The sequence below is a fragment of the Rhizobium mulingense genome, from assembly GCF_029194105.1.
Taxonomy (GTDB): domain Bacteria; phylum Pseudomonadota; class Alphaproteobacteria; order Rhizobiales; family Rhizobiaceae; genus Rhizobium; species Rhizobium mulingense.
Genome location: NZ_JARFVE010000005.1, coordinates 374,005 through 398,763, shown reverse-complemented (window position 1 = coordinate 398,763; position 24,759 = coordinate 374,005). Strand labels below are relative to the sequence as shown.

The following is a 24,759-nucleotide window of genomic DNA, read 5'->3' as shown; positions in this document are numbered from 1 at the left end:
GAGCAATTCGCAGGAAGTTAACGGGTGGAAAGTCATCACTCAGCCGCCTCCGCGATCGGCGCCGGCGAAAAATCCTCCGGGAAATGCGTCATCGCGCTCATGACGGGATAGGGCGTGAATCCGCCGAGCGCGCAGAGCGAGCCCAATTTCATCGTGTTGCAGAGATCGGCCAGCAGCGCTCGGTTCTTCTCCGGCTCGATGCCATGGGCGATCATGTCGGCCGTCTCAACGCCGCGCGTCGAGCCGATGCGGCAGGGGGTGCACTTGCCGCAGCTTTCGACGGCGCAGAATTCCATGGCGAAACGCGCCTGTTTCAGCATATCGGCGGTGTCGTCGAAGACAACGATGCCGGCATGGCCGATCAGCCCGTCCCTGGCGGCGAAGGCTTCGTAATCGAACGGCGTGTCGAACAGCGCCCGCGGGAAATAGGCCCCGAGTGGCCCGCCGACCTGCACGGCCTTGACCGGCCGTCCCGTCGCCGTACCACCGCCGATCCTGTCGACGATATCGCCGAGCGAAAGACCGAAGGCTGTCTCATAAAGACCGCCATATCTGATATTGCCGGCGATCTGCAGCGGGATGGTGCCGCGTGACCGGCCCATGCCGAAATCACGATAGAAGGCGGCGCCCTTCTCCATGATTACCGGCACGGAAGCGAGCGAGATCACGTTGTTGATGACGGTCGGACAGTTGAACAGTCCCTTATGCGCCGGCAGTGGCGGTTTGGCGCGCACGACGCCGCGCTTGCCTTCGAGGCTGTTCAAAAGGGCCGTCTCCTCGCCGCAGACATAGGCGCCGGCGCCGGTGCGCACTTCGATATCGAAAGCGCGGCCCGAGCCGAGTACCGACGGGCCAAGAATCCCAGCCTGTCGCGCGATGCCGACGGCCTCGCTCATCGCAGCAATCGCATGCGGATATTCCGAACGCGTGTAGATGAAGCCCTTCGTGGCGCCGGTCGCAAGTCCTGATATCGCCATGCCTTCGATCAGCACGAAGGGATCACCCTCCATGATCATCCGGTCGGCAAAGGTGCCGCTGTCGCCCTCATCGGCATTGCAGACGATATATTTGCGCTCGCCGGCCGCATCGAGAACGGTCTTCCACTTGATGCCGGTGGGGAAACCCGCGCCGCCGCGTCCACGCAGGCCGGAATCGGTGACTTCCTGGACGATTTCGGCGGGCGCCATCGAAACGGCGCGGCGGAGGCCGGCAAGGCCGCCATGCGCCTCATAATCCGAAAGCGAGAGCGGATCGATAACGCCGCAGCGGGCGAATGTCAGGCGGGTCTGTTGCTTCAGGAACGGGAGGTCTTCAACCTCCCCGAGACAGAGGGGATGATCGCCGCCGTTGACGATCCCGGCGTCGAAAAGACCGGACACATCTTTTGCCTTCACCGGTCCGTAGCCGATGCGCTTGCCGGCAAGCTCGACCTCGACCAGCGGCTCCAGCCAGAACATTCCGCGCGAGCCGTTGCGCACGATCTCGGCATCGAGGCCGCGGGCGACGATCTCCTGGGCAATCGCCTTTGCCACCTTTTCGGCCCCGAGCGCCAGCGCAGCGGCATCGCGCGGAACATATATCTTGACTGTCATCGGCGCGCCTCCGCAACGAGTTCTGTCGCCATCTGATCGTCGACCCGGCCATACACCTCGCCGTCGAGCATTGCCGACGGCGCGCAGGCGCAGAGCCCGAGGCAGTAGACCGCCTCCAGCGTCACGCTGCCGTCCAGCGTCGTCTGGTGAAAATCGATGCCGAGCAGCGCCTTGATGCGCTCAGCCAGCGCGTCACCACCCATCGACTGACAGGCCTCGGCGCGACAGAGCTTCAGCACATGCCGCCCACCGGGGTGGTCGCGATAATCGTGATAAAAGGTCATCACGCCATGCACCTCGGCACGCGAAAGGTTCAGTTCCTCCGCGATCACGGGCAGGGCTTGCTGCGGCACATAGCCGAATTCCTGCTGAACTTGATGAAGAATGGGAAGCAGCGGCCCTTCAAGGAAGCGAAGGTCGGCGACAATGGAACGCGTGCGCGCTGCGATATCGCCTTCGGCGATATGAATGGTCATAAGGCAGCCCTCCCAGCCGCTGGCTCGTTGCGGAATGGCGCCCTCCCCAGCATCAGGCCATCCGTCATGCAGCATCTCAGGGAAGCCGTTGCCGATCAATAAAGCTATCTCGTGGATTGATAGGTTTTTTCTATCAGAGCTCTTCATCGCGCACGAGCACGCGCGCTTCATGCAGCAAGGCAGACACGAGCGGCGTGAAGGGCTCGCGGTAGGGCGCGACGAGGCCGACCAGATGGTGGGCCTCGGGCTCAACGATCGGAATCATTCGGATTTCTATTGGGAATCCAAATGATTTCGCGACGTTGCGCGGCATGATGCTTGCCCAGCGTCCGGTTCTGACATGCGAGAACAGCACGATCATCGAGTTGGATTCGAGTGTTGGATGCACCGTGGCCCCGGCTTCCGTCAAGTGGCGGTTGATGATGCGTCGGTTCTGCATGTCGGCGGTCAATAGACAAAGCCGAAGATCGCCGACCTCCTTCCAGGTCACACTGTCGCGGTCAGATAGCGGGCTGCCCGCAGCCGTGATCAGATGATAGCGCTCGGCATAGAGGGGAACACTGGTGACACGCCCGAGCGGCTCATTTTCAAGATAGGTGATACCGGCGTCGATCTCGAGATTTTCGAGCATGCTCAGCACCTGCAGCGAATTACGCGAGACGATCGAGAAGGTGACGCCGGGATGTCGTTCCTGGAAGGGCGTGGTGATGCGCGAAAGCATGGCCAGGGCCGTCGGAATGGCGGCGAGACGAATGTGGCCGGAAAGACCGCGCCGCGCCGCGCGCATTTCCTCGCGCATGGTGCGGGCATCGCCGACGATGCGCCGCGCCCATTCGAGCACACGCTGCCCCTCCGGCGTCAGCCCCTGAAACCTCGACCCGCGCTGCACCAGCATGACGCCGAGCTGATCCTCCAGCTGGCGGATGGCGGCCGAGAGCGTCGGCTGCGAAATCCCGCATTCCTCCGCAGCGCGGCCGAAATGCTTTTCATTGGCAAGCGCGATGAAGAATTCCAGCTTGTCGATCATGCGGTCTCCCGACCCGGTATGACAGCATCCGGATCCAGCCCATCTTCTGCGCAGCCACCGTGCGACCAGTCATGCTTTAACCGTTTTCGACAGCCGGAAAAAGATCGAACAGCGATTCGAGGAAGGCAGGCACGCTGAGATTGCCGATACTGTAATAGACCAGCCTGCCCTGACGGCGCGTATTGACCAGCCCTTCGAGCCTCAGACGCGCGAGCTGTTGCGAGACCATTGCCTGTTGTATGCCGAGAATGCTCTCGATTTCACCCACCGTCCGCTCCTCACTCGCGAGGATGCAGAGGATCAGAAGTCGGCTCTGATGTGCCAGCGCCTTCAGCAGATCGCTCGCTTCATGGGCTTTTGCAGCGAGTTTCTGCAATTCCTGGCCGGTCATCCCCGGCTCCGGTTTAGGCAACGGCATTCGGCATCTCGGAAGGGGAGCAAAAGGTAGATCAGCACAATAGCATATTCGCACAAGCGAATTCGTCAAATGTGATGAAATGCCAAAAAAGGTCCAAGTAAATCAGCAGATAAGCTGACCGCCATTGATCTCGAGGACTTGGCCCGTAATGTATCCGGAGAGAGAAGGAGCCGCGAGGAACAGATAGGCGGGAGCGCAATCCTCGGCCGTGCCGAGCCGTTGCAAGGGAATGGATTTTCTCGTCTGCTCCAGCTTTTCGCGGGAGGAATAGCGCTCATGGAAATCCGTCTCGATCGTTCCCGGCGAGACGCAATTGACCCGGATGCCATCCGGCGCCAGCTCACGGGCAAGCGCCTTGGAATAGGTGGAAACAAAGGCTTTCGAGGCCGAATAGACCGAAGAACCGGGACTGCCGCCGGTCAGCGCTGAAATCGAAACCGTGTTGACGATGGCCGCGCCTTCCGCCGCTTTCAATGCCGGCAACAGCGCCCGGGTCAGCGCCACCACCGACGTCTGGTTCAGCCGTACGATCGCTTCATAATCTGCGTCGGTCAGCGTCGCAGCCGGAAAACGGCCGAGCATGGTGCCGGCATTATTGACGAGCACATGCACCTTGTCGAAGAAGGCGAGAGCGTCCTCCGCAAATTGCGCAGCGCCGCCGGCGGCGGTGAAATCGGCGTTCAGCAACAGCGCCCGTCTTTCCGATTCAGCCGTAAGCAGGAAATCCGGCAGATCCCGTCCCGGTTTGCGCCCGGTATGGACGATCACCTTCGCGCCGCAGTCCAGGAACTGCCGGGCCACCTCGAGGCCGATGCCCCGCCCGGCGCCGGTGACGACGACATTGCGATTTTCAAATAGTCTCGGATGGAACACGAAGCCGTCCTCCTCGCGGACGATGCCGCCGGTTGCGTCATTCGCCCTTAACATATGAACGCGCCGGCCGAAAGAAAGGCACGCATCGATCTTTCCGCCGCAGGAGAGAGCTCCGGGAGGCTCAGCTTTCGTTCTCGCTCTCTAGAAGCCGCGCACCCGGCCCTTCCTCGCCAAGCCGATCGCAGGGATTGCGCAAGGGGCAGCTTTCGATCGACAGACAGCCGCAGCCGATGCAGCCAGTCAGACGGTCTCTCAGCAGGCTGAGGCGTCTGATTCGCTCGTCGAGTTCATTCTTCCAGCGCGCTGACAGCGTCTGCCAGTCGGCAACCGTCGGTGTGCGCCCCTGCGGCAGGGAGGCAAACGCCGTCTGGATTTCCGAAAGCGGAATGCCGACACGTTGCGCCACCTTGATGATGCCGAGCCGGCGAAGCACGTCACGTCCGTAACGCCGCTGATTGCCGCGCGTTCGGATGCTGGAGATCAACCCCTTGGCCTCATAGAAATGCAACGCCGAGACGGCAAGACCGCTGCGTTCCGCCACCTCGCCGACCGTCAAAAGCCTGCCGAGCGGCGTAACGGTGATCGTATCCATCGGCTCTTGACCTCAATATTAGTTGAGGTTGTATAACGCCTGCTCCCCCAAGCGTAAAGCCCAGGTGCAGGAAGGAGCGACAGTGAGATCACCCTGTCGATAACGGACTGAAATCATGGCGCCGGCATTTGCCACCCTCGCGACGACCGCGTCCTGCCGATATAGCGGCCTGAGACGAGCTCCGGTTCCGTTCCCGGCAGGTACGGGACCTCGGAAAACACCCGGGCAGGACTCCGCCCGGGTGTTTTTTCGCGTTCGCGGTTCGGTTCCGACCAGACGGATGGGGTGTGTGATTTTGCGGTTGCGGTAAGAAAACCCCGATGATAGTTTTCGCTGAAATAACAGGGGAGCTCCGTGTCGCCGGGGCTGAGATGAGAAGCGCAAGCCTCCGGACCCTTCAAAGCTGATCTGGGTAATGCCAGCGGAGCGAGGTTCAGATGTTTTCCGGCGCACAAGTGTCATCCTTTACGATATCCGGCAGTCTCGCCGGCACCATTCCCGATGTCTTCGACAGGTTTGCGCATCTGCGACGCCGCGCGATTTTTCAAGTGCGCCAAGGGCGCCGCGGCACCTTGAATTGCTGCGTGGTTTTATCCTTGGATCGATTCCGACCTGAAGAAGCATGCAGCCGGACGAAAGCCTGAAATCGACGCTGATGACATCGCCACCCCCATCGGATTCGCGTCTTGCCGCGCTCGGTGCCGCCCTGTACCGGGCGATCCCCGCCCTGCTCGCCGGCTTTGCCTTTCTGGCCGCATGGGAACTTTATGTCGATCTCTCCGGCATTAAACCGTCCATCCTGCCGGCGCCTTCGCGCATCCTGAACCAGGGCTGGCTGAACCGCGAAGCGTTGATGTCAAACACCTGTCCGACGCTCGGCGCCACACTCGGCGGCTTCGCCCTGTCGCTCGCCTTCGCTTTCGTCTCGTCGATCCTGATGGATTTCATGCCCTTCATGCGCCGGGCATTGCTGCCGATCTTCATTGCCAGCCAGACCCTGCCGCTGGTGGCGATCGCGCCCCTCGTCGTCCTCTGGTTCGGTTTCGGCCTGTTGCCGAAGATATTGCTGGTGGCGCTCGTCACCTTCTTCCCGCTGCTCGTCGCTTTGCTGCAGGGTTATGAGGCGACCGACCGCGACATCGCTGAACTCTTGAACTCGATGAAGGCAAGCCGCTGGTGCATTTTCCGCTTGGCCCGGCTTCCCTCCTCGCTACCCTATTTCTTCGCCGGCCTCAGGATCTCGATCACCTATGCCGTCGTCGGCGCGATCTTTGCCGAATATGCGGGAGCCGCGCGCGGCCTCGGCATCTATATCCTCAACGCCAAGAATAATTTCCGGCCGGATCTCGTCCTCGCCGCCGTCGTTGTCAGCGCCGTGCTGACACTCTGCCTCTTCGGAGTGACGCTGATGATCGAGCGCCTCGTCATGCCGTGGCAACCGTCCGGGGAGCACCGTCGATGACCGATGAACTGGTCGAACTGCGCAAGATTTCGAAATCCTTCGACGGCATGCAGGTGCTCGGCGACATTTCGCTCGCTGTCGCAAGCGGCGAGTTCGTCTCGATCGTCGGCCCCTCCGGCTCCGGAAAATCGACGGTGCTCCGATTGCTGACCCAGGCGCTTCGACCCGATTCAGGCGCCTTGCTCTTCAAGGGCGCCCCGCTGGAACAGGCGCCGCATTCCTTTGCCTTCATGCCGCAACGCGATGCGCTGATGCCCTGGCGCCGGATCATCGACAATGCCGCCCTCGGCCTGGAGGTGGGCGGCATGAGCCGCCGCGCCGCCCGCGCCACCGTGGCGCCGCTGTTCGAGCATTTCGGCCTTGCCGGCTTCGAACACCATTATCCCGCCGAACTCTCCGGCGGCATGCGCCAGCGCGCCGCGCTGTTGCGCACCGTCGTCCAGAGCCAAGACATGTTGCTGCTCGACGAGCCTTTCGGCGCGCTGGATGCGTTGACACGCACGCAAATCCAGGAATGGCTGCAGGGCATGTGGACGCAACATCGCTGGACGGCCTTGCTGATCACCCACGATGTTCGCGAGGCGGTGTTCCTCTCCGACCGGATCTACGTGCTATCGGCCCGCCCGGCGCGTATAATCCGCCAATTCCGCGTCCCCCTGCCCCGCCCGAGAAGCATCGCCGATCTCGGCTCGCCGGCGGCCCAGGCGATCGAGACCGAAATCCTGCAAACCCTGCTTCATCCGCTAGAACAGGATGATTTTAGGCCGGTCGGCCTAAATCAGAATCCTGTCCCAATTTAAAGAGGTAGAGCATGATGTCGTCCGAAGACCGCTCACACTTTTCGGCACCATGCTCTTAAGACCTGAGGAGGTCACCATGCTGCTTCTCACCCGTCGACAGACGATCCTCGCCGCCCTCGCGACAAGCCTCGCCGGCCGCACAGCCCTCGCCCAGTCGGCGTCGGCAAAGGTTCGCATTGCGCTCGACTGGACGCCCAACACCAACCATATCGGCATCTATGTCGCCAAGGCGAAGGGCTTCTATGCAGCCGCCGGCCTCGACGTCGAAATTCTACCCTTTACCGACACCAGCGCCGGCACGCTGGTGTCGAACGGGGTCGCCGATTTCGGCATCAGCAGCGAGATCGAGGCCATGACGCAGCGCGCCGGCGGCGGTGACGTGAAGATGGTCTACGGCGTCGTCCAGACCGAAACCGCGCGCCTGATCTACAAGGGCGGACGCGACGACATCAAGAGCCCTAAAGATCTCGATGGCAAGACCTATGGCGGCTTTGGCGGCACCTGGGAGAGCGCCCTGATTTCCGCGATGATCCGCAACGACGGTGGCACGGGCGACGTCAAGACCGTCACCCTCGGCACTTCCGCCTACGAGGCGCTGGACAATGGCTCGGTCGATTTCACGCTGGAGATCTACACCTGGGAAGGCATCGCCGCCGAGCTGGAAAACCGCAAGCTCGGCCGCTTCCACTATTCCGATTATGGCATTCCCGACGAGCAGACGACCGTCATCGTTTCCAGCGACGCCTATCTCGCGGTGAGCCGGGAACACGCCCGCGCCTTCATCCAGGCCACGCGCCAGGGTTATGCCTATTCCGTCGATCATCCTGACGAAGCCTGCGACCTGCTGATTTCCAACAGCAACGGTGCTCTGATGAATACGGAACTGGTAAAGGCGTCCCAGAAGGCATTGATCGACGGGCATTTCCTCAAATCCGAGGCCGGCGTGATCGGCACAATCGACCCGGCGAAGGCCGATGCCATCGGCGCCTTCCTGCTCGACAACGGCATCCTGGTCGATGCGAATGGCGCAGCACTCAAGGAGAAGCCGGACTTTTCCACCTATTATACCAACGAACTCCTCGGCTGAACCCGCCCGGCCTTGCCCGCCGCAGCGTTCCACGGCAAGCTTTGGATCGAGACGGTTTGAGCCTGATCGGGCAGGGTGGGGAATAACATGCGACCACAGGAGAGACTGGTCGGAGCGGACTTTCTGCGCGCGACAGCCTGCCTGCTGGTGCTTGCTCATCATCTCGCGCTCCGGCTGGATATGCGCCGAATTCCCGATGAATTGGCGTCGACGGCGCACATCCTCCGCTTCGGCAATTTCGGCGTCGCCATTTTCTTCGTGCTCAGCGGCTTTCTTCTGGCCCGTCCCTTCTGGCGCGCGCTCGATGGCGGCAGCGACATGCCGAGCCTCGGGACCTACGCCATCCGCAGGGCCGCACGCATTGCCCCGGGCTTCTGGGTCGCCGCCACCGTCAGCTTCGTTGTCAGCCTGACGCTGCTTGCCGTGCCGCTGACACCAGAGCTTGCGCTTCGCTACGTTGCCGGACTGCTGTTCATGAGCCAATGGCATTGGCGCACGTTTTTCCCTGTCGAAGCCGACGGACCGCTCTGGTCCATCCCCTTCGAGGTCACCAGCTATGTGCTCCTGCCGGCCTGCTTTCTCCTCCTGTTTCGCCTGCCGCGGGTGCGGCAGCGCCGGTTGCTGGCCCGTTCCGCCTGGCTCTGCGTCATTGCCGTCGTCCTCATTGCCCATCTGGCAATCCTGAAACTCTTTGCGCTCGACGACATCGGGCGCGGCTGGGCCTATGGCCTGCAGGGCGGGGCGAAGGAATGGATGCCCAACTACAATCCGATCGGCTTCTTCGCGGTCTTCGCGCTCGGCGCGCTTGCCGCCGGCATCGACGTCATGCTGCCTGCAAGGCACTCCTTCTGGTTCGATGCCGCAGCGCTTCTCGCCTTTTCGATTGCCGGCTACCGCCTCGCCATATCGCCCGGCGGTTCGGCCGAGGGGTACGGCTCGCTCGACATGCCCTACGGATTTCCCGTCTTTCCGCTGGCGATCGCAACCGCGCTCGTATCGCTCTGCCATTCGCATCGCCTGGGCAGGCTGCTCGACAACGCTCCCGTCCGCTACGTCGCCAAGATCTCGTTCGGCATTTATATCTGGCAGGAGATCATCCTGACATTGATCCAGAGACTCGACCCCAGTTCGTTCGGCGCCTCCTCGGACAATGTCGTTACCGGCTGGCTGCAATCCTGCGGGCTGACAATGGTGCTCGTCCTTCTAGTGGCAACTCTCAGCCATCACCTGCTGGAACGACCGGCGATCGACTTGGGAAACCGTCTGACATCGCACTCACCCGATCGGGCTACTCCTTTTAAAGTATAAATTCGTTTCCACTTCAACTACAGGCATTAAGGTTAACAGGGAATACTCCCATTTTTGGTGTCTTTAGGGTTAGCAATTTCTTATTTAACCCGATGACAAACCTTACGTGAGCATGTATTTGTCTCCCTACAGTTCAGTATTGCATCTAAACTTACGGGCCTTGTGTAATGAATGCTTTTACTTCGAAGACGAATTCACGCTTCGATCCGTCTCAGCGTCAGATCAAAATCAGGACCCTGGTCATAGCGAACTCCAACATTCGCCAGCCGGAGAGCTTTTCCAATGGCGAAGAAAAGGCGACGCTGCGATTGGCCGTGAAACGGCTGATCGACATCGTCATCTCGGCCAACGCTCTCCTCGTGCTGGCGCCGCTTTTTCTGGCGATCGCTCTTTTCATCAAGCTCGACGATGGCGGTCCGGTGTTCTTCCGCCAGATCCGCTGGGGGCTGAACGGCCGGAAGATCAACGTCTTCAAATTCCGCTCGATGCGGGCGGAGGTTTGCGATCCCAGCGGCGTCCAGCAGACTGTCAAGGGCGACGCCAGGATGACCGGCATCGGCGCAATGCTCCGCAGGACCAATATCGACGAACTGCCGCAGCTCCTGAACGTCCTCAAGGGCGAGATGTCGCTGGTCGGCCCACGCTGCCATGCCATCAACATGCGCGCAGCCGGCAGGCTGTACGAGGAAGTGGTGCCGAACTACCACCATCGACACATCATGCGCCCCGGCATCACCGGTCTCGCGCAAACACGCGGCTGGCGCGGCCCGACGACAAGGCCGCTGGAAGCCCGGGCCCGAATCGCCTGTGATATCTATTATGTCAGGAATTTCAGCCTGCTGCTCGACCTGAAGATCCTGTTCAAGACACTGATCATCGAGCTGCGCGGCGGCACCGGCTTCTGAGACGCTGCGGCAAAACTGCGGCTGCATAATCCGTCAGCGGCGCAGGCCGCTGCAAAAGATTGTAGCCACTTTTGGAGTTTTCCCTGAGCTGACTGAAGCCGTCTGTTTGCCCAACCGAAACAGCCGGCCGCGTTCGTTTGAAGCCGCATGACAACGCTGTTGTCCGTACTCAAGGAAGAAGCCAGACACAAAAAAAGCGGCCTTTGAGGCCGCCTTTCAATGAAGCTGTCGTACCCGGTCAGTCCTGCTGGACAATGCCGCGCAGATGCGTCAGTTCCATGATGAAATGCTCGAGCTTCGACTTGTGCTCGTGCAGCTCGGCATGTTCGAGCTCCTTGCGGGCAGCCTCGATACGACGGGTGAGCTCGTCCTTATGGAGTTCCTCGACCGGAACGGCGGATTCGGCAAGCAAAGTGCAGCCTGTCGGCAGGATATCGGCAAAACCGCCGAACACCACGTAGTCCTGCTTCTTGCCGGAAGCCGAACGCACGCTCACCACCCCCGGCTTGATGGTCGTCATCGTCGGCGCGTGGTGCGCCATGACGGTCATCTCGCCCTCGGTCGCGGGAATGACGACCTCGGTCACCATCTCCGACAAGAGCAGACGCTCCGGCGAAACGAGCTCAAAGTTGAAATTGTCAGCCATCAGTGACTTACCTTCTCGGCTATGACTTTTGCATCTTGCAATTTGGTCCCGCAGAACGGGCAGTGCAGTATCGCCTGATCGAGATATCCGAGGCCTTCCTCGGTCTGAACCAGCCCGACAACCATCATGACCACGCCGTTATCGGCACGATAGACGGTCGGCGCCGCCGGTTCCGGAAGTTCCGCCACGACCCCTCTCAGGGAGTCGCAGCAGAATATCTCGTCCTGAGCGTCGCTCATCAAGCGGCAGCGAGCTTCTTGGCCTTTTCGATGGCTTCGTCGATCGAGCCGACCATGTAGAAGGCAGCTTCCGGCAGGTTGTCGTATTCGCCGTTGACGAGGCCCTTGAAGCCCTTGATCGTGTCTTCGAGAGCAACCAGCTTGCCCGGCGAGCCGGTGAAGACTTCGGCGACGAAGAACGGCTGCGACAGGAAACGCTCGATCTTGCGGGCGCGGGCAACGGCCAGCTTGTCCTCTTCCGACAGTTCGTCCATGCCGAGGATGGCGATGATATCCTGCAGGGCCTTGTAGCGCTGCAGCGTCGATTGGACCTTACGGGCAACTTCGTAATGCTCTTCACCGACGACCATCGGGTCGAGCATGCGCGAAGTGGAGTCGAGCGGGTCGACGGCCGGGTAGATGCCCTTTTCAGCGATCGAACGCGACAGAACCGTCGTTGCGTCAAGGTGGGCGAACGAGGTTGCCGGCGCCGGGTCGGTCAAGTCGTCGGCCGGAACGTAAATGGCCTGAACCGAGGTGATCGAGCCGGTCGTCGTCGTGGTGATGCGTTCCTGCATCTGACCCATGTCGGTTGCCAGCGTCGGCTGATAACCCACGGCCGAAGGAATACGGCCGAGCAGAGCCGACACTTCGGAACCTGCCTGCGTGAAGCGGAAGATGTTGTCGACGAAGAACAGAACGTCCTGACCCTGGTCGCGGAAGTGTTCTGCAACCGTCAGACCCGTCAGAGCGACGCGAGCGCGGGCGCCCGGCGGTTCGTTCATCTGACCGTAAACCAGCGCAGCCTTGGAGCCTTCGCCACCGCCATGCTTGTTGACGTTCGATTCGATCATTTCATGATAGAGGTCGTTGCCTTCGCGGGTGCGTTCACCGACGCCTGCGAAAACCGAGTAACCACCATGCGCCTTGGCGACGTTGTTGATTAGTTCCATGATCAGAACGGTCTTGCCGACGCCTGCGCCGCCGAAGAGGCCGATCTTGCCGCCGCGTGCGTAGGGAGCCAGCAGGTCGACGACCTTGATGCCGGTGACCAGAATCTGTGCTTCCGTCGACTGCTCGACATAGGCGGGGGCATCCTGGTGGATGGCGCGCTTATGAGCGGTGACCAGCGGACCGGCTTCGTCGACCGGCTCGCCGATGACGTTCATGATGCGGCCGAGCGTCTCGTTGCCGACCGGAACCGAGATCGGAGCGCCGGTATCGAGGACCTGCTGGCCGCGAACGAGACCTTCGCTCGAGTCCATGGCGATGGTGCGGACTTCGTTTTCGCCCAGATGCTGAGCGACTTCGAGAACCAGACGGTTGCCGTTATTGTCGGTTTCGAGCGCGTTCAAAATCGCCGGCAGTTCGCCTTCGAAAGCAACGTCGACGACGGCGCCGATAACCTGGGTGACTTTGCCGACAGAGCGGGTAGCTGCCTCAGCCATTTTCTTACCCTCTTTCCCTAACTCAGAGCGCTTCCGCGCCCGAAATGATTTCAATCAGTTCCTTGGTGATCTGCGCCTGACGCTGACGGTTGTAGCTCAGTGTCAGCTTGTTGATCATCTCACCAGCATTGCGCGTCGCATTGTCCATGGCGCTCATCTTGGCGCCCATCTCGCCCGCGACGTTCTCGAGGAGCGCGCGGAAGATCTGGACGGAGATGTTGCGCGGGATCAAATCGCCGAGGATCGACGCCGGATCCGGCTCGTATTCGTAGACGGCACCGGCATGGGCGGCATCTTCGGCAGCGGCCTCCGGAGCCTTGGCCGGGATGAGCTGCTGCGCGGTCGGAACCTGGCTGATCACCGATTTAAATTCGGAGTAGAACAGCGTGCAGACGTCGAACTCGCCGGCCGAAAACATCTCGATGATGCGCTTGCCGATCTGGTCGGCATTTTCGAAACCGATCTTCTTGACATCGCGCAGTTCCTTGCGCTCGATGATCAGCGGCGCAAATTCGCGGCGAAGGATGTCGTAACCCTTCTTGCCGACGGTGAAGATCTTCACCGTCTTGCCCTCGGCGAGCAGCTTGCGGACATGATCGCGCGCAAAGCGGGCGATCTGCGAGTTGAAGCCGCCGCAAAGGCCGCGCTCGGCCGTGCAGACCACCAGCAAATGGACCTTGTCCTGGCCGGTGCCGGTCATCAGTGCCGGTGCGCCATCCGCATCGGTGACGGCCTTGGCGATATTAGCCAGAACCGCACCCATGCGCTGCGAATAGGGCCGGGCGGCCTCGGCCGCCTCCTGCGCACGCCGAAGCTTCGCCGCGGCGACCATTTTCATCGCCTTGGTGATCTTCTGCGTCGCCTTGACGGAGGCGATCCGGTTTTTCAGATCCTTGAGTGAAGGCATCCGTGATCCGTCCTAACTTCGGGCCCGATTACGAGAAAGACTTGGCGAAGCTATCGAGAGCAGCCGTGAGCTTGCCCTTGGTATCGTCGCTGATTGCCTTTTCCGTGCGGATCGCGTCGAGGATGGCCGAGCCTTCCGAACGCAGGTACGAAAGCAAGCCCTGCTCGAACTTGCCGACCGATGCGACGGGCAGCTTGTCGAGATAGCCGTTGACGCCGGCGAAGATCACGGCGACCTGTTCTTCCGTCTTCAGTGGCGAGAACTGCGGCTGCTTCAGGAGTTCGGTCAGACGTGCGCCGCGGTTCAAGAGGCGCTGCGTTGCAGCATCAAGGTCCGAACCGAACTGGGCGAAGGCGGCCATTTCGCGATACTGGGCGAGTTCGCCCTTGATCGAGCCGGCAACCTGCTTCATCGCCTTGATCTGCGCCGACGAACCGACGCGAGAAACCGACAGACCAACGTTCACGGCCGGGCGGATACCCTGATAGAACAGGTCGGTTTCAAGGAAGATCTGACCGTCAGTAATCGAAATTACGTTGGTCGGAATGAAGGCCGACACGTCGTTGCCCTGCGTTTCGATGACCGGCAGAGCCGTCAGCGAACCGGCGCCCTTGTCGTCGTTCATCTTCGCGGCGCGCTCGAGCAGGCGCGAATGCAGGTAGAAAACGTCACCCGGATAGGCTTCGCGGCCCGGCGGGCGGCGCAGCAGCAGCGACATCTGGCGGTAGGACACGGCCTGCTTGGACAGATCGTCATAGCCGATCAGCGCATGCATGCCGTTGTCGCGGAAATATTCGCCCATGGCGCAGCCGGCGAACGGAGCCAGGAACTGCATCGGCGCCGGATCGGAAGCCGTGGCGGCAACGATGATGGAGTACTTCAGTGCCCCGCGCTCTTCGAGAACCTTGACGAACTGGGCAACGGTGGAGCGCTTCTGACCGACGGCAACGTAAACGCAGTAAAGCTTCTCGCCTTCCGGACCATTGTCGTGAATGGCCTTCTGGTTGAGGAAGGCGTCGAGCAGGATGGCGGTCTTGCCGGTCTGGCGGTCGCCGATGACGAGCTCGCGCTGGCCGCGGCCGACCGGGATCAGCGCATCGATGGCCTTGAGGCCGGTCGACATCGGCTCATGAACCGACTTGCGCGGAATGATGCCGGGTGCCTTGACGTCGACGCGCGAACGGCGGGTCGCATTGATCGGGCCCTTGCCGTCGATCGGGTTGCCGAGCGCGTCGACGACGCGGCCGAGCAGTTCCGGACCGACCGGAACGTCAACGATGGCGCCAGTCCGCTTGACGGTGTCGCCTTCCTTGATGTCACGGTCGGAGCCGAAAATAACGACACCGACGTTGTCGGATTCAAGGTTCAGGGCCATGCCGCGGATGCCGCCGGGGAACTCGACCATTTCACCAGCCTGGACATTGTCCAGACCGTAAACGCGAGCAATACCGTCACCGACGGAGAGAACCTGGCCGACTTCCGAGACTTCTGCCTCTTTGCCGAAATTTTTGATCTGGTCTTTGAGAATTGCGGAAATTTCCGCGGCGCGGATATCCATCAGCCAACCTCTTTCAATGCGAGCTTAAGGGTAGAGAGTTTGGTACGAAGAGACGTATCAATCTGACGGGACCCGACCTTCACGATCAGACCACCAAGAATTGACGGATCAACCGTGACTGAGATCGTCACGTCTTTGCCGGTGACGCTCTTGAGTGCCGCCTTCAATTCGGTTTCCTGCGCCTGGGAGAGCGCATGCGCCGAGGTGACCTCGGCGGAGATTTCACCGCGATGATTCGCGGCGATGAGACGGAAGGCCCTGATCATGCCCGGCAGGGCGAACAGGCGGCGGTTGCGCGCCACGACCTTCAGAAAATTGGCGAAGAAACCGCTGATGCCGGCCCTCTCGCTGATGGCGACAATCGCCTTCAGCTGGTCCTCAGCGGAAAAAACCGGGCTTGCGACGAAGCGCTTCAGTTCGGCGCTCTCATCCAGCATCGCCTGGAAACGGTCGAGATCGGCGGTGACGCTGTCGACGACGCCCTGTTCGAGCGCCAGCTCGAAAAGCGACGAGGCATAGCGCTCGGCAACACCAGAAGTAAGCTGGGACGTGTCTGCCACTGGCACAAATTTCCCTGATTTCAATCCAAAATCCGGCTCTCGGCGGGCGCCGAACCTATGATCTTGAATTCGTTTTGATTTCCCCCAGAAATCACAAGAGAAGCCTCTTGCTTCTTCCGAAATTCGGGGTCCGTCTAACATAGGATGTTCGGACTCGCAACACGCGTAATGGCCGAATACGCCTTTCGCATGAATTTCTGTTCGCAAAATTGCGCAATGGCCTGAACGCGGGCCGCGCAAGCCGCCATCGCCGGAAAAATTTACGTCTGGACGAAGCCGAAAACATACAGCAGCGGCAGTGCCGCGATAATCGCTTGCACAACCAGAAGTAAATAGTTGAGGTACGTACTCCCCTTATCTGACAGGATGGAGACGATGCGGGCAAACGCGGCCATGGCGAACGCCGCTCCGAAGGCGGTATAAATCAGCGGCTGAGCCAGCACGACGGCACCGAGGCCAAGACCGAGATAGAAGCCGCCCATCGATCGGACCTCGCTGAAGCCTTCACGCCGCTCGCCGCGCGGCGCCAAGCCGAAGACCCTCATCGCAAGACCCGGCGCAAACATGATGACGAAGCCGGCAAAGGCCGTAAAAGTGGCTGCGCCGAAGGCAAGCTGCTCACCAAATTCCGTCGGAAACTCAAATTCCATGCCTCGACTCCAAATCATCCGCTGATTCTGCGTTTATGCCATGATCGGCCGGATCCGGAAACGCGGCGCGCGGAACGATCTACAGAAAGCTCTGCGGATCGATATCGAGCTGCACCTGCACCGATCCGCGCTCCTTCGGCGATTGCGACAGCATCGTCCGCAGGAAGCCCTGCATGTCGGAGTTGCGCCGCCCGTGCACCAGAAGCCGGAAGCGGTGGCGGCCGCGCACCAGCGCAAGCGGCGCCTCCGCTGGGCCGAGCACCGTGATTCCGGACACCTGGGGCGCTGCGTTGCGCATGCCGCGCGCATGGTTTTCAGCGTCGTGGCGGGTTTCAGCCGAGACGATGATCGAGGCCAGCCGGCCAAAGGGCGGTAGCGCCGCGCGTTCGCGCTCGGTGATCTCGCGCTCGTAAAAGGCACCGGAATCGCCTGATACGATCGCCTGCATCACGGGATGCTGCGGCTGGTAGGTTTGCAGCAGCCCATGGCTCTTGAGGCCGGTACGCCCGGCCCGGCCGGTCACCTGCGACAGAAGCTGGAAGGTACGCTCGGCCGCGCGCGGATCGCCATTGGCAAGGCCGAGATCGGCATCGATGATGCCGACGAGAGTCATCAGCGGAAAATTATGGCCTTTGGCGACGAGCTGGGTGCCGATGACGATATCGGCCTCGCCCTTGGCGATGGCATCGAGCTCCAGCCGCAGCCGCTTCACCCCGCCCATGATGTCCGAGGATAGAACGATCGTGCGCGCCTCGGGGAAATGCCGCTCCACCTCTTCGGCGATCCGCTCGACGCCAGGCCCGCAGGCAACGAGATGGTCGAGCGTGCCGCATTCCGGGCATGCTTCCGGCGTGCGCTCGGCATGACCGCATTGATGGCACTGCAGCTGCTTGCGGAAACGATGCTCGACCAGCCAGCTCGAACATTGCGGGCATTGGAAGCGGTGGCCGCAGACCCGGCAGAGCGTTAGCGGCGCATAACCGCGTCGGTTGAGAAAGAGCAGCGCCTGTTCGCGCCGCTCCACCGTCTTGCCGATCGCCCGGATCAGCACCGGCGACAGGAAGCCGCCCCGCTCCGGCGCGTGCCTGCGCATATCGATGAGATGCAGGTCGGGCAGCGCCGCATCGCCGAAGCGCGTCGGCAGATGCACGGTTGTGTAGCGCCCGCTCTGGCCGTTGACCTGGCTTTCGACCGACGGCGTCGCCGACACCAGCACAACCGGAAAATCGCCGATACGGCCGCGCACCACGGCCATGTCGCGGGCATTGTAGAAAACCCGATCCTCCTGTTTGTAGGCGGGATCGTGCTCCTCGTCGACGATGATGAGGCCGAGATCCTCAAAAGGCAGGAAGAGCGCCGAGCGGGCGCCGGCCACGACGCGCACTTCGCCGGTCACCGCCTGACGCCAGACTTTTTCGCGCATGCGCGGGGCGAGGTCGGAATGCCATTCGGCGGGTTTTGCCCCGAAGCGATCTTGAAAACGCTCCATGAAACTGGCCGTCAGCGCGATTTCCGGCAGCAGGATCAGCACCTGCCTGCCACGTTTCAGCGTCTCGGCGATCGCCTCGAAATAGACCTCGGTCTTGCCGGAGCCGGTGACGCCGTCGATCAGCGACACGGCAAATTCGCCCTTGCGAACGTCGGAGACGATCTCTGCGGCCGCCTCTTTCTGCGGCCCTTCGAGACGTGCGGCGGCAAAATCGGGATCCGGCATCGCCACGACAGGCGGCGGCGGCAGGAATATCGTCTCGAAGATACCGAGCGTGATCAGCCCGTCGACGACGCTGGTCGAAACGCCCGCGGCATGCGCCAGGCCGCTGCGCGTCCAGGACGAGCCGTCGGAAGCGGTCTCGAGCACCCGGGCGCGCGCCGGCGTCAGCCGCTCCGGCTCGCCGCCGACGAACTTCAGCCCCTCGATCATCGGCTCGGGCTCGAAGGCGTTCGGCGCCCTCAGCGCCATGCGCGCGACTAGACCAGGCGGGGAGAGTGTATAGGCCGCCACCCAGTCGATGAAATCCCGCATCTCCTTGGAAAGCGGCGGGCAGTCGAAGACATGGCTGATCGGGCGGAGCTTCTTCGGATCGACGCCATCCTCGCCGCCGTCCCAGACGACGCCGATCACCTGTCGCGGCCCAAGCGGCACCTGCACGACCGAGCCGGGCTCGACCGCCATGCCATCCGGCACCGAGTAGGAATAGGGTTTCGGCGCCGGCATCGGCACCAGCACCGGAACCGTTCGGTTCAGGGGCGGTGCTTCGAAGAGCGCGCCAAAGAGATCGGACGAATCTGTGCTCATCGGGCGAGACCATGCCCGCAAATCGATGCAATTGGAACCGCAAAGACGAGGCCGCGCATCTTGCGCGGAATGCGGATTGCGACGGTTTCGCCAGGATCGCCCGTATCCTTAAGAAAAGGTTGCCGGACGAACGATTGGCCGCATAGATTGCCGGAGAGATTCAATCGGAAATGCCGAAGCGCTGTTCTTCGGCCGCTGAATTGGAGCGCGCGAATGGCCAGACTGACCGAAGACGCCAAGGGGGTCTATGTGATCGCCGTAACCCCATTCACCGACGACGGCACGCTCGATCTCGACAGCATCGACAGCATGGTCGACTTCTATGAGGGCGCCGGCGTCACCGGACTGACGGTGCTCGGTCAGCTCGGCGAGGCCCCGAAGCTGACCGCTGAGGAATCGCGGACCGTGGTCGAGCGTGTGCTGAAGCGCCTCGAGGGCGCCTTCCCGTCGTTGTCGGCGTGTCGGCGCCAGGGCTTGCGCCGATGCGCGAACTCGCCGAAGCCGTCATGGGCGAAGGTGCGGCCGGCGTCATGGTCGCGCCGCCCTGGACCGTCAAGACCGACGACCAGGCTTTCGCCTTCTACCAGTCGGTCGGCGAAGCCCTCGGCGAGACACCCTTCGTGCTGCAGGATTATCCGCTCACCACCAATGTGACGATTGCGCCCAAGGTTATCGAGCGCATCGTCAACGAGGTGCAAAATTGCGTCATGCTCAAGCACGAGGACTGGCCGGGCCTTTTAAAGATCACCGCGCTCCGCGCCGCCAGCGATAGCGGCGCCATGCGGCGCATCTCCATCCTTTGCGGCAATGGCGGGCTTTTTCTGCCCGAAGAGATGGGCCGGGGCGCCGATGGCGCCATGACCGGCTTCTGTTATCCTGAGATGATGGTCGGCGTCGTCGCCGCCTATGCAGCCGGAAATCTCGATCGCGCCCACGAGATCTTCGACGCCTATCTGCCGCTCGCCCGCTACGAACAGCAGCAGGGCATCGGGCTTGCCTCCCGCAAATACGTTCTTGCCAAGCGCGGCGTCATCAAATCCGCCACCCTGCGCAGGCCGGGCGCCAAGCTTTCGGCGCTCGATATTGGCGATGTCGAGCGGCTTCTGGCCCGTCAAGCCGTTCGTCTCAAAGAGATCGGTGCCTGAAGCTTAAAGCGTAGAGAACGAGCCTGAAACATCCTGACCGGAGGGAATCTGGGCAATTTCGAGATAAAGCGTATCGCCGTCCGTCGCGTAAGGTCGAAACCCGAGAGCCGCCCAGAATTTGGCTGCGTCTGGATTGCCCGGATGAACGATGACGACACTGCAGAAATCCCGCGCGTGATTGAGCAGCGCCAGGGTCAGCAGCCGGCCGATGCCGTGCCCGCGCATTTCGGGACTGACGTAGAAACGCCGCATCCGCAACGCTTGGGATAGGGCGGGTTCGACGGTCACACCCCCGACGCCGGCAAGCGCCTGCCCGACATAGGCGCCAAGCAGAATTTCGCCGTCACGTTCGAATCTGATGTCGCCGGCCGACCATTCGTCAATAAGGCGGGCGATATGGAGATGGCCCTCCGCCGGGCCTTGCTTTCGAGGTCGGCGATCTCCCGCGGCAATCGATCTCGGATCACGCGGATGTCGACCGACATGGCAAAACCTATTTAGACCGCAGGAACGGCAAGCTCGCGAGACGTTGTCGCAGCCGGAAGGCTGACCGGCACGAAGGTCGCGTCGGCATCCGCCGCCATATCGTGCACCGTGTGTTTCTCCAGTGCCTTCGTCACCTCGTTGAGATCGCCATCGAGATGTTCGGCGGGAATGAGATTACCGATTAGGAAATCGAAACGGTCGCCGCGCTTGTTCAACAGTTCATGAAAGACCGTCATGTCGCGCAGTTCCGTCGACCATTTCGCCAGCCAGTAGAACAGGCCGGAATTGCGCGCCGTCATGTGGACCGGAAGGATCGGCAGATTGTATTTGCGCGCCAGCCCGACCGCCGACGTCTTCCATGGGCGCTCGTTCAGCCGACCGTTCGCCCAGTAGGCGATACGCCCTGATGGAAAGAGCACCGTCGCCTTGCCTTCCCTGACAGCGTGGTTGGTCAATTGCAGCGTCTCACGCGCCTTGAGCTTGCTCTTGTGCTCCTCCCGCCACTCGACCGGGATGACCATCTCTGCAAAACGCGGATTTACGCGGATCGCATCGCGATTGGCGAAGAACATCATGTCGGGCCGGCGCGTTTTCAGGAGGTCAAATACGGCGACACCGTCGGCAATGCCGGTCGGATGGTTGCTGACGAGGATGAAGCCGCCTGTATCGGGGATGCGCTCGCCATTGGCGATGCCGATGTCGAGCTTCAGCACGCCGCTCAGATATTCGAACGACTGGAAGCCCGTCATCTTGGCAACCGCATTGGCGAATTCGATCGCCTTGTTGTAGCGCAGAAGCGTGTAGAGGAACGGCCGCATGACGGGCCAGAGCGGATTTTTGACGATCCTCTGGCCGCGTTCGGCAATCAGTGTGTCGACGATATGACCGGGCTTTCCCTGTGAAACAAGAGCGATCGCTTCCGCGAGTTGTCCGAAAGCCGTCATGGAATCGCGCCGTGCCATGAAAGATCCTGTCTATGGGGTATAAAGCTATCTCAGTAGAATATGATCTAGGGATGACAAGGTTTGGCCGGCATTAGCAATTCCATAACCGTTCCTGCTTCAAATTGGCGGACTTGAAGGCAAATTCAAGGCCAGCGACGTGAATGAACTGCTTGTTATCGCCGACCCGCGCCTGATGGCGGAGCGCGCAGCGTGGCTGGAAAACCTCGCGCGTGAACGCCGTCTTTCCGAACATACGCTCGATGCATATGAGCGCGACACCCGCCAGTTTCTGACCTTCCTGACCGGCCATCTCGCCGGCCCGGTGACGCTTGGCGACATCAGGGAATTGCGTCCTGCCGACTTCCGCGCCTTCCTTGCCGCGCGGCGCAAGCAGGGCTCCGGCGCCCGTTCTCTCGGGCGCAACCTGGCCGGCCTTCGCTCACTGTTGCGCCATCTCGAAAAGAAGGGCCTGGTCAATGCCGCCGGTGCTGCCGCAATCCGCTCGCCGAAACAGCCGAGGTCGCTTCCCAAGCCGCTGTCGGACACGCAGGCGGTCACCGTCGTCAGCAGTGAGGCTCAGCTGCATGACGAGCCTTGGATCGCCGCGCGCGATGCGGCTGTCATGACGCTGCTCTACGGCTGCGGCCTGCGCATCTCCGAGGCGCTGGATCTCGTTCCTGCCGACCTGCCGAACGGTGCGGCGACGCTGCGCATCACCGGCAAGGGCAACAAGACGAGGCTGGTTCCGCTGCTACCCGTTGTGTTCGACGCGGTCGAGAGATATCGCGCGCTCTGCCCCTATCATCTCGAAAGCGGCGCTCCGCTGTTTCGCGGCGCCCGCGGCGGCAAGCTGCAGGCGGCGATCATCCAGCGCGCCATGCAGAAGCTGCGCGGCGCCTTCGGTCTGCCGGAGACGGCAACACCCCATGCGCTTCGCCACTCCTTCGCCACCCACCTGCTTGCCGGCGGCGGCGATCTGCGCACCATCCAGGAATTGCTCGGCCATGCCAGCCTCTCGACGACACAGGTCTATACCGGCGTCGATGCGTCGCGCCTGCTTGAGGTGTATGATCGGGCCCATCCGCGCGCTTGATGCATGGTTGTAACAGCGGCACGCGGCCTATCGGCAAGCTCAGCGCCCATGAATCTGACGTAATGCGATGCGTTAATTTTCCGTTAACGCATTCTCTTAAAGGATTATGCGCAAGCCGAGCGTAGAGCATGAAGCATAGGGCATGTGACCGGAACATCACCATGACAACATCAATCGGCCGCCGGACCTCTTTCCTCGCAGCATCCGGCAACCTGCTGCTCTGGTTGATTGCAGCCTTCCACATGCTGCTTCTTGCGGCGCTGTTCGTCGCCTTCCTGGCCGCGCGGCCGGCGTCGGCCGAAGACGGTGCCTGCACCGGCCGCAATCTGATGATCGATCTGCAGCAGAGCGACCCGGCCCGCTACGCCGAGGCGGTAAAGGAAGCCGGGGCCGTGCCGAACGGCAAGGGCATCTTCTGGAAGATCGAAAAGGCAGGGCTTGCGCCGTCATGGCTGCTCGGCAGCATGCATGTCACCGATCCTCGCGTGCTGGCCCTGCCGCCACGCGCCAAGACAGCCCACGACGCCGCCGATACGATCATCATCGAATCCGACGAAATCCTCGATGAACGCAAGGCGACCGCCGCCCTGCTGGCGCGGCCGGAGCTGACGATGTTCACCGATGGCACGACGATCGACAAGCTGCTGTCTACCGAGGATTACAAGCGGCTGGAAGCCGGCCTCAAGCAGCGCGGAATCCCGCTCAGCGCCGTCTCCCGCATGCGGCCATGGATGATATCGAGCGCCGTCGCGCTTCCGGCCTGCGAACTCGCCCGCAAGGCCAAGGGCGTGCAGTTCCTCGACCAGAAGATCGCCACCGACGCCGTTGCCGAAGGCAAGCAGGTCAAGGGGCTGGAGACCCTCGCCGAACAGATCCAGGCGATGGCCGACCTGCCGGTCGAATTCCATATGAAGTCGTTGATCGAGACGTTGGAACTCGGCGACAAGATGAGCGACGTCGTCGAAACGATGACCGATCTCTACCTTTCCGGCGATATCGGCATGACAATGCCTATGCTGAAGACCGTGACGCCGGCGAATGAAGACGAGGCCGGCGACTACGCCGCCTTCGAACAGCGCGTCATCCTCGATCGCAACAAGGTGATGGCCGAGCGCGCCGCTCCCATTCTCGACGGCGGCAACGTCTTCATGGCCGTCGGCGCCCTGCACCTGCCCGGCCAGGGCGGCGTTATCGAACTGCTGCGCAAGCAGGGTTTTAAGGTGACCGCCGTAAACTGAGTCGACTAGGCGCCCAGCCGAGCGTCATCCGCCGCAGCACATTGGTTTTCCTGCAGAACTGACGGACGAGGGCTCCCGCGACATGCACCACGATCAGCGCCGAGAGAATGATCTTCAGGACGTCCGCACGGATTGAAGAAAACCAGCAGCGCGATCATCCCATGAAGGAAGCGGTGGTTGAGACTGTAAGCCATGGTGGACGGCTGCTGCATTCTCTTGACCGTTTTCAAATGTTCATCTCTGCGATTCCTACAACTGGACTAAGAGTAATCCGTGGCTAAGTTGTTCCCAAGCGGTTGGTTTTGCGCCACTCTTCGTACTCTGCGTGGGCATCGTTATGCAGCGGATAGTAGCGCTGCAACGATCCTCCCTCCATCAGCTTCGCTCGCGAGAACTCCTCCCAATCGTGATGCTTTTGCGCTTCTTCGATCACCTTCGGGGCCATTGCGACTGGAAGCACCACCACCCCGTCATCGTCGGCGATAATGATGTCTCCGGGGATTACCGTGACACCGCCGCAGGCTATCGGAACGTTGACGGCGTTCGGATAGATGCCGGTCTGCACATGATAATTGGGCGTCCAGCCGCGAAGCCATAAAGGGAGATCTAGCTTCTCGACATTGGGCCGATCGCGCATGCACCCATCGATCACGATGCCGGCGCCGCCTCTGCCCTTGAAATATGTCGACATCATATCGCCGAAGACACCCGAGCTCATGTCACCGCGCGCGTCGACCACAACCACATCGCCTTCCTGCACGTGATAAAGCACATGGCGGTGTAACTGCGTCTCGGGATCTGCATATTCCCCCTCGGTGAAGAGATCCGGCCGCTGCGGCAAGAATTGAAGCGTCAGGGCCGGTCCGACGATCGACTTCCCGTGATTCTGCGGCACGGGACCGACCATGTGCGGATTGCGGAAGCCCATGTGGCCAAGCGTGCCGGAAACCGTCGCGGCGCCGATTTCCCTCAGTGCTTCGATCAGCTCTTTGGGCGGTCGCGTAATGTCGGGCGTATTCGTCATTTTGGG

Annotated in this window: 22 protein-coding genes, 3 pseudogenes and 1 riboswitch; of the genes and pseudogenes, 8 read left to right on the top strand and 17 right to left on the bottom strand. The window is 61.5% G+C overall.

Features of this window, described 5'->3' with window-relative positions:
- Positions 1-35 precede the first annotated feature (35 nt).
- From PYR71_RS14560 to soxR, 6 genes are all read right to left on the bottom strand, one after another.
- Positions 36-1,592, bottom strand: coding sequence for a formate dehydrogenase beta subunit (locus PYR71_RS14560; protein ID WP_275619855.1), 1,557 nt, complete (start codon positions 1,590-1,592; stop codon positions 36-38).
- Positions 1,589-2,068, bottom strand: a complete 480-nt coding sequence (locus PYR71_RS14555; protein ID WP_275619854.1) for a formate dehydrogenase subunit gamma — start codon at positions 2,066-2,068, stop codon at positions 1,589-1,591. Before PYR71_RS14555 ends, PYR71_RS14560 begins: the two co-directional genes overlap by 4 nt.
- Positions 2,069-2,201: 133 nt before the next feature.
- Positions 2,202-3,095, bottom strand: a complete 894-nt coding sequence (locus tag PYR71_RS14550) for a LysR family transcriptional regulator (RefSeq protein ID WP_012485454.1) — start codon at positions 3,093-3,095, stop codon at positions 2,202-2,204.
- Positions 3,096-3,171: 76 nt separating this feature from the next.
- On the bottom strand, positions 3,172-3,513 hold the full coding sequence (locus PYR71_RS14545; protein ID WP_183917236.1) for an ArsR/SmtB family transcription factor: 342 nt from the start codon (positions 3,511-3,513) through the stop codon (positions 3,172-3,174).
- Between the two features lie 102 nt (positions 3,514-3,615).
- Positions 3,616-4,386 carry an SDR family NAD(P)-dependent oxidoreductase gene (locus PYR71_RS14540; RefSeq protein ID WP_183917698.1) on the bottom strand — a complete coding sequence of 257 codons (771 nt, stop codon included), beginning with the start codon at positions 4,384-4,386 and terminating at the stop codon, positions 3,616-3,618.
- Between the two features lie 121 nt (positions 4,387-4,507).
- A complete protein-coding gene (soxR, locus tag PYR71_RS14535) occupies positions 4,508-4,978 on the bottom strand; it encodes a redox-sensitive transcriptional activator SoxR (RefSeq protein WP_275619853.1) in 471 nt (156 codons plus the stop codon).
- Between the two features lie 333 nt (positions 4,979-5,311).
- Positions 5,312-5,425: riboswitch (TPP riboswitch) on the top strand.
- A 208-nt stretch (positions 5,426-5,633) separates the two neighbouring features.
- Here soxR and PYR71_RS14530 point away from each other — a divergent pair.
- The 5 genes and pseudogenes from PYR71_RS14530 to PYR71_RS14510 all read left to right on the top strand — a co-directional run bounded on the left by PYR71_RS14530 (position 5,634) and on the right by PYR71_RS14510 (position 10,540).
- The gene (locus tag PYR71_RS14530; protein WP_275619901.1) at positions 5,634-6,440 is read left to right on the top strand and encodes an ABC transporter permease; all 807 of its coding nucleotides are present in this window, start codon (positions 5,634-5,636) and stop codon (positions 6,438-6,440) included.
- Positions 6,437-7,248: pseudogene (locus PYR71_RS14525) on the top strand (ABC transporter ATP-binding protein). The gene PYR71_RS14530 and the pseudogene PYR71_RS14525 overlap by 4 nt, the downstream one beginning before the upstream one ends.
- A gap of 68 nt (positions 7,249-7,316) precedes the next feature.
- Entirely contained in the window at positions 7,317-8,327 is a 1,011-nt protein-coding gene (locus PYR71_RS14520) for an ABC transporter substrate-binding protein (RefSeq protein WP_275619852.1), read from the top strand.
- 87 nt (positions 8,328-8,414) lie between these two features.
- Entirely contained in the window at positions 8,415-9,635 is a 1,221-nt protein-coding gene (locus PYR71_RS14515; protein WP_275619851.1) for an acyltransferase family protein, read from the top strand.
- A 167-nt stretch (positions 9,636-9,802) separates the two neighbouring features.
- On the top strand, positions 9,803-10,540 hold the full coding sequence (locus PYR71_RS14510) for a sugar transferase (protein WP_183917246.1): 738 nt from the start codon (positions 9,803-9,805) through the stop codon (positions 10,538-10,540).
- A 238-nt stretch (positions 10,541-10,778) separates the two neighbouring features.
- Here the strand turns inward: PYR71_RS14510 and PYR71_RS14505 are convergent, their stop codons facing one another.
- The 8 genes from PYR71_RS14505 to PYR71_RS14470 form a co-directional block, all read right to left on the bottom strand.
- Positions 10,779-11,186: a F0F1 ATP synthase subunit epsilon gene (locus PYR71_RS14505; protein ID WP_010053653.1), complete on the bottom strand. Its 408-nt coding sequence runs from the start codon at positions 11,184-11,186 to the stop codon at positions 10,779-10,781.
- On the bottom strand, positions 11,186-11,425 hold the full coding sequence (locus PYR71_RS14500; protein ID WP_275619850.1) for a hypothetical protein: 240 nt from the start codon (positions 11,423-11,425) through the stop codon (positions 11,186-11,188). Before PYR71_RS14500 ends, PYR71_RS14505 begins: the two co-directional genes overlap by 1 nt.
- Positions 11,425-12,852 (bottom strand): F0F1 ATP synthase subunit beta, encoded by a 1,428-nt coding sequence (atpD, locus tag PYR71_RS14495; protein ID WP_275619849.1) that lies wholly within the window; start codon positions 12,850-12,852, stop codon positions 11,425-11,427. The genes PYR71_RS14500 and atpD overlap by 1 nt, the downstream gene beginning before the upstream one ends.
- 22 nt (positions 12,853-12,874) lie before the next feature.
- Entirely contained in the window at positions 12,875-13,759 is an 885-nt protein-coding gene (locus PYR71_RS14490; protein WP_183839950.1) for a F0F1 ATP synthase subunit gamma, read from the bottom strand.
- A gap of 28 nt (positions 13,760-13,787) precedes the next feature.
- On the bottom strand, positions 13,788-15,317 hold the full coding sequence (atpA, locus tag PYR71_RS14485) for a F0F1 ATP synthase subunit alpha (protein WP_275619848.1): 1,530 nt from the start codon (positions 15,315-15,317) through the stop codon (positions 13,788-13,790).
- Entirely contained in the window at positions 15,317-15,883 is a 567-nt protein-coding gene (locus PYR71_RS14480; RefSeq protein ID WP_183917702.1) for a F0F1 ATP synthase subunit delta, read from the bottom strand. Before PYR71_RS14480 ends, atpA begins: the two co-directional genes overlap by 1 nt.
- Positions 15,884-16,137: 254 nt before the next feature.
- Complete coding sequence (locus tag PYR71_RS14475; protein WP_183917256.1) at positions 16,138-16,527, bottom strand: AGROH133_08824 family phage infection protein; 390 nt, start codon at positions 16,525-16,527, stop codon at positions 16,138-16,140.
- Between the two features lie 79 nt (positions 16,528-16,606).
- Positions 16,607-18,823, bottom strand: a complete 2,217-nt coding sequence (locus PYR71_RS14470) for a primosomal protein N' (protein WP_275619847.1) — start codon at positions 18,821-18,823, stop codon at positions 16,607-16,609.
- Positions 18,824-19,036: 213 nt separating this feature from the next.
- On the opposite strand from PYR71_RS14470, the pseudogene PYR71_RS14465 reads away from it, so the two are divergent.
- A pseudogene (locus PYR71_RS14465) lies at positions 19,037-19,968 on the top strand (dihydrodipicolinate synthase family protein).
- A gap of 3 nt (positions 19,969-19,971) precedes the next feature.
- On the opposite strand, the pseudogene PYR71_RS14460 reads toward PYR71_RS14465, so the two are convergent.
- Positions 19,972-20,453, bottom strand: a pseudogene (locus PYR71_RS14460) (GNAT family N-acetyltransferase).
- Positions 20,454-20,465: 12 nt separating this feature from the next.
- Positions 20,466-21,416 carry a GNAT family N-acetyltransferase gene (locus PYR71_RS14455; protein ID WP_275619846.1) on the bottom strand — a complete coding sequence of 317 codons (951 nt, stop codon included), beginning with the start codon at positions 21,414-21,416 and terminating at the stop codon, positions 20,466-20,468.
- Between the two features lie 139 nt (positions 21,417-21,555).
- Here PYR71_RS14455 and PYR71_RS14450 point away from each other — a divergent pair, with 139 nt between their 5' ends.
- Positions 21,556-22,491 (top strand): tyrosine recombinase XerC, encoded by a 936-nt coding sequence (locus PYR71_RS14450; RefSeq protein ID WP_275619845.1) that lies wholly within the window; start codon positions 21,556-21,558, stop codon positions 22,489-22,491.
- 161 nt (positions 22,492-22,652) lie between these two features.
- Complete coding sequence (locus PYR71_RS14445) at positions 22,653-23,729, top strand: TraB/GumN family protein (protein ID WP_275619844.1); 1,077 nt, start codon at positions 22,653-22,655, stop codon at positions 23,727-23,729.
- Positions 23,730-24,006: 277 nt separating this feature from the next.
- Here the strand turns inward: PYR71_RS14445 and PYR71_RS14440 are convergent, their stop codons facing one another.
- Positions 24,007-24,753 (bottom strand): ribonuclease activity regulator RraA, encoded by a 747-nt coding sequence (locus tag PYR71_RS14440; protein ID WP_275619843.1) that lies wholly within the window; start codon positions 24,751-24,753, stop codon positions 24,007-24,009.
- Positions 24,754-24,759 lie beyond the last annotated feature (6 nt).

Bases quoted from the DNA above. Each gene is read 5' to 3' on its own strand.
- PYR71_RS14560 (WP_275619855.1), bottom strand. From the start codon at position 1,592: ATGACAGTCAAGATATATGTTCCGCGCGATGCCGCTGCGCTGGCGCTC.
- PYR71_RS14555 (WP_275619854.1), bottom strand. From the start codon at position 2,068: ATGACCATTCATATCGCCGAAGGCGATATCGCAGCGCGCACGCGTTCC.
- PYR71_RS14550 (WP_012485454.1), bottom strand. From the start codon at position 3,095: ATGATCGACAAGCTGGAATTCTTCATCGCGCTTGCCAATGAAAAGCAT.
- PYR71_RS14545 (WP_183917236.1), bottom strand. From the start codon at position 3,513: ATGCCGTTGCCTAAACCGGAGCCGGGGATGACCGGCCAGGAATTGCAG.
- soxR (WP_275619853.1), bottom strand. From the start codon at position 4,978: ATGGATACGATCACCGTTACGCCGCTCGGCAGGCTTTTGACGGTCGGC.
- PYR71_RS14530 (WP_275619901.1), top strand. From the start codon at position 5,634: ATGACATCGCCACCCCCATCGGATTCGCGTCTTGCCGCGCTCGGTGCC.
- PYR71_RS14520 (WP_275619852.1), top strand. From the start codon at position 7,317: ATGCTGCTTCTCACCCGTCGACAGACGATCCTCGCCGCCCTCGCGACA.
- PYR71_RS14515 (WP_275619851.1), top strand. From the start codon at position 8,415: ATGCGACCACAGGAGAGACTGGTCGGAGCGGACTTTCTGCGCGCGACA.
- PYR71_RS14510 (WP_183917246.1), top strand. From the start codon at position 9,803: ATGAATGCTTTTACTTCGAAGACGAATTCACGCTTCGATCCGTCTCAG.
- PYR71_RS14505 (WP_010053653.1), bottom strand. From the start codon at position 11,186: ATGGCTGACAATTTCAACTTTGAGCTCGTTTCGCCGGAGCGTCTGCTC.
- PYR71_RS14500 (WP_275619850.1), bottom strand. From the start codon at position 11,425: ATGAGCGACGCTCAGGACGAGATATTCTGCTGCGACTCCCTGAGAGGG.
- atpD (WP_275619849.1), bottom strand. From the start codon at position 12,852: ATGGCTGAGGCAGCTACCCGCTCTGTCGGCAAAGTCACCCAGGTTATC.
- PYR71_RS14490 (WP_183839950.1), bottom strand. From the start codon at position 13,759: ATGCCTTCACTCAAGGATCTGAAAAACCGGATCGCCTCCGTCAAGGCG.
- atpA (WP_275619848.1), bottom strand. From the start codon at position 15,317: ATGGATATCCGCGCCGCGGAAATTTCCGCAATTCTCAAAGACCAGATC.
- PYR71_RS14475 (WP_183917256.1), bottom strand. From the start codon at position 16,527: ATGGAATTTGAGTTTCCGACGGAATTTGGTGAGCAGCTTGCCTTCGGC.
- PYR71_RS14470 (WP_275619847.1), bottom strand. From the start codon at position 18,823: ATGAGCACAGATTCGTCCGATCTCTTTGGCGCGCTCTTCGAAGCACCG.
- PYR71_RS14455 (WP_275619846.1), bottom strand. From the start codon at position 21,416: ATGGCACGGCGCGATTCCATGACGGCTTTCGGACAACTCGCGGAAGCG.
- PYR71_RS14445 (WP_275619844.1), top strand. From the start codon at position 22,653: ATGACAACATCAATCGGCCGCCGGACCTCTTTCCTCGCAGCATCCGGC.
- PYR71_RS14440 (WP_275619843.1), bottom strand. From the start codon at position 24,753: ATGACGAATACGCCCGACATTACGCGACCGCCCAAAGAGCTGATCGAA.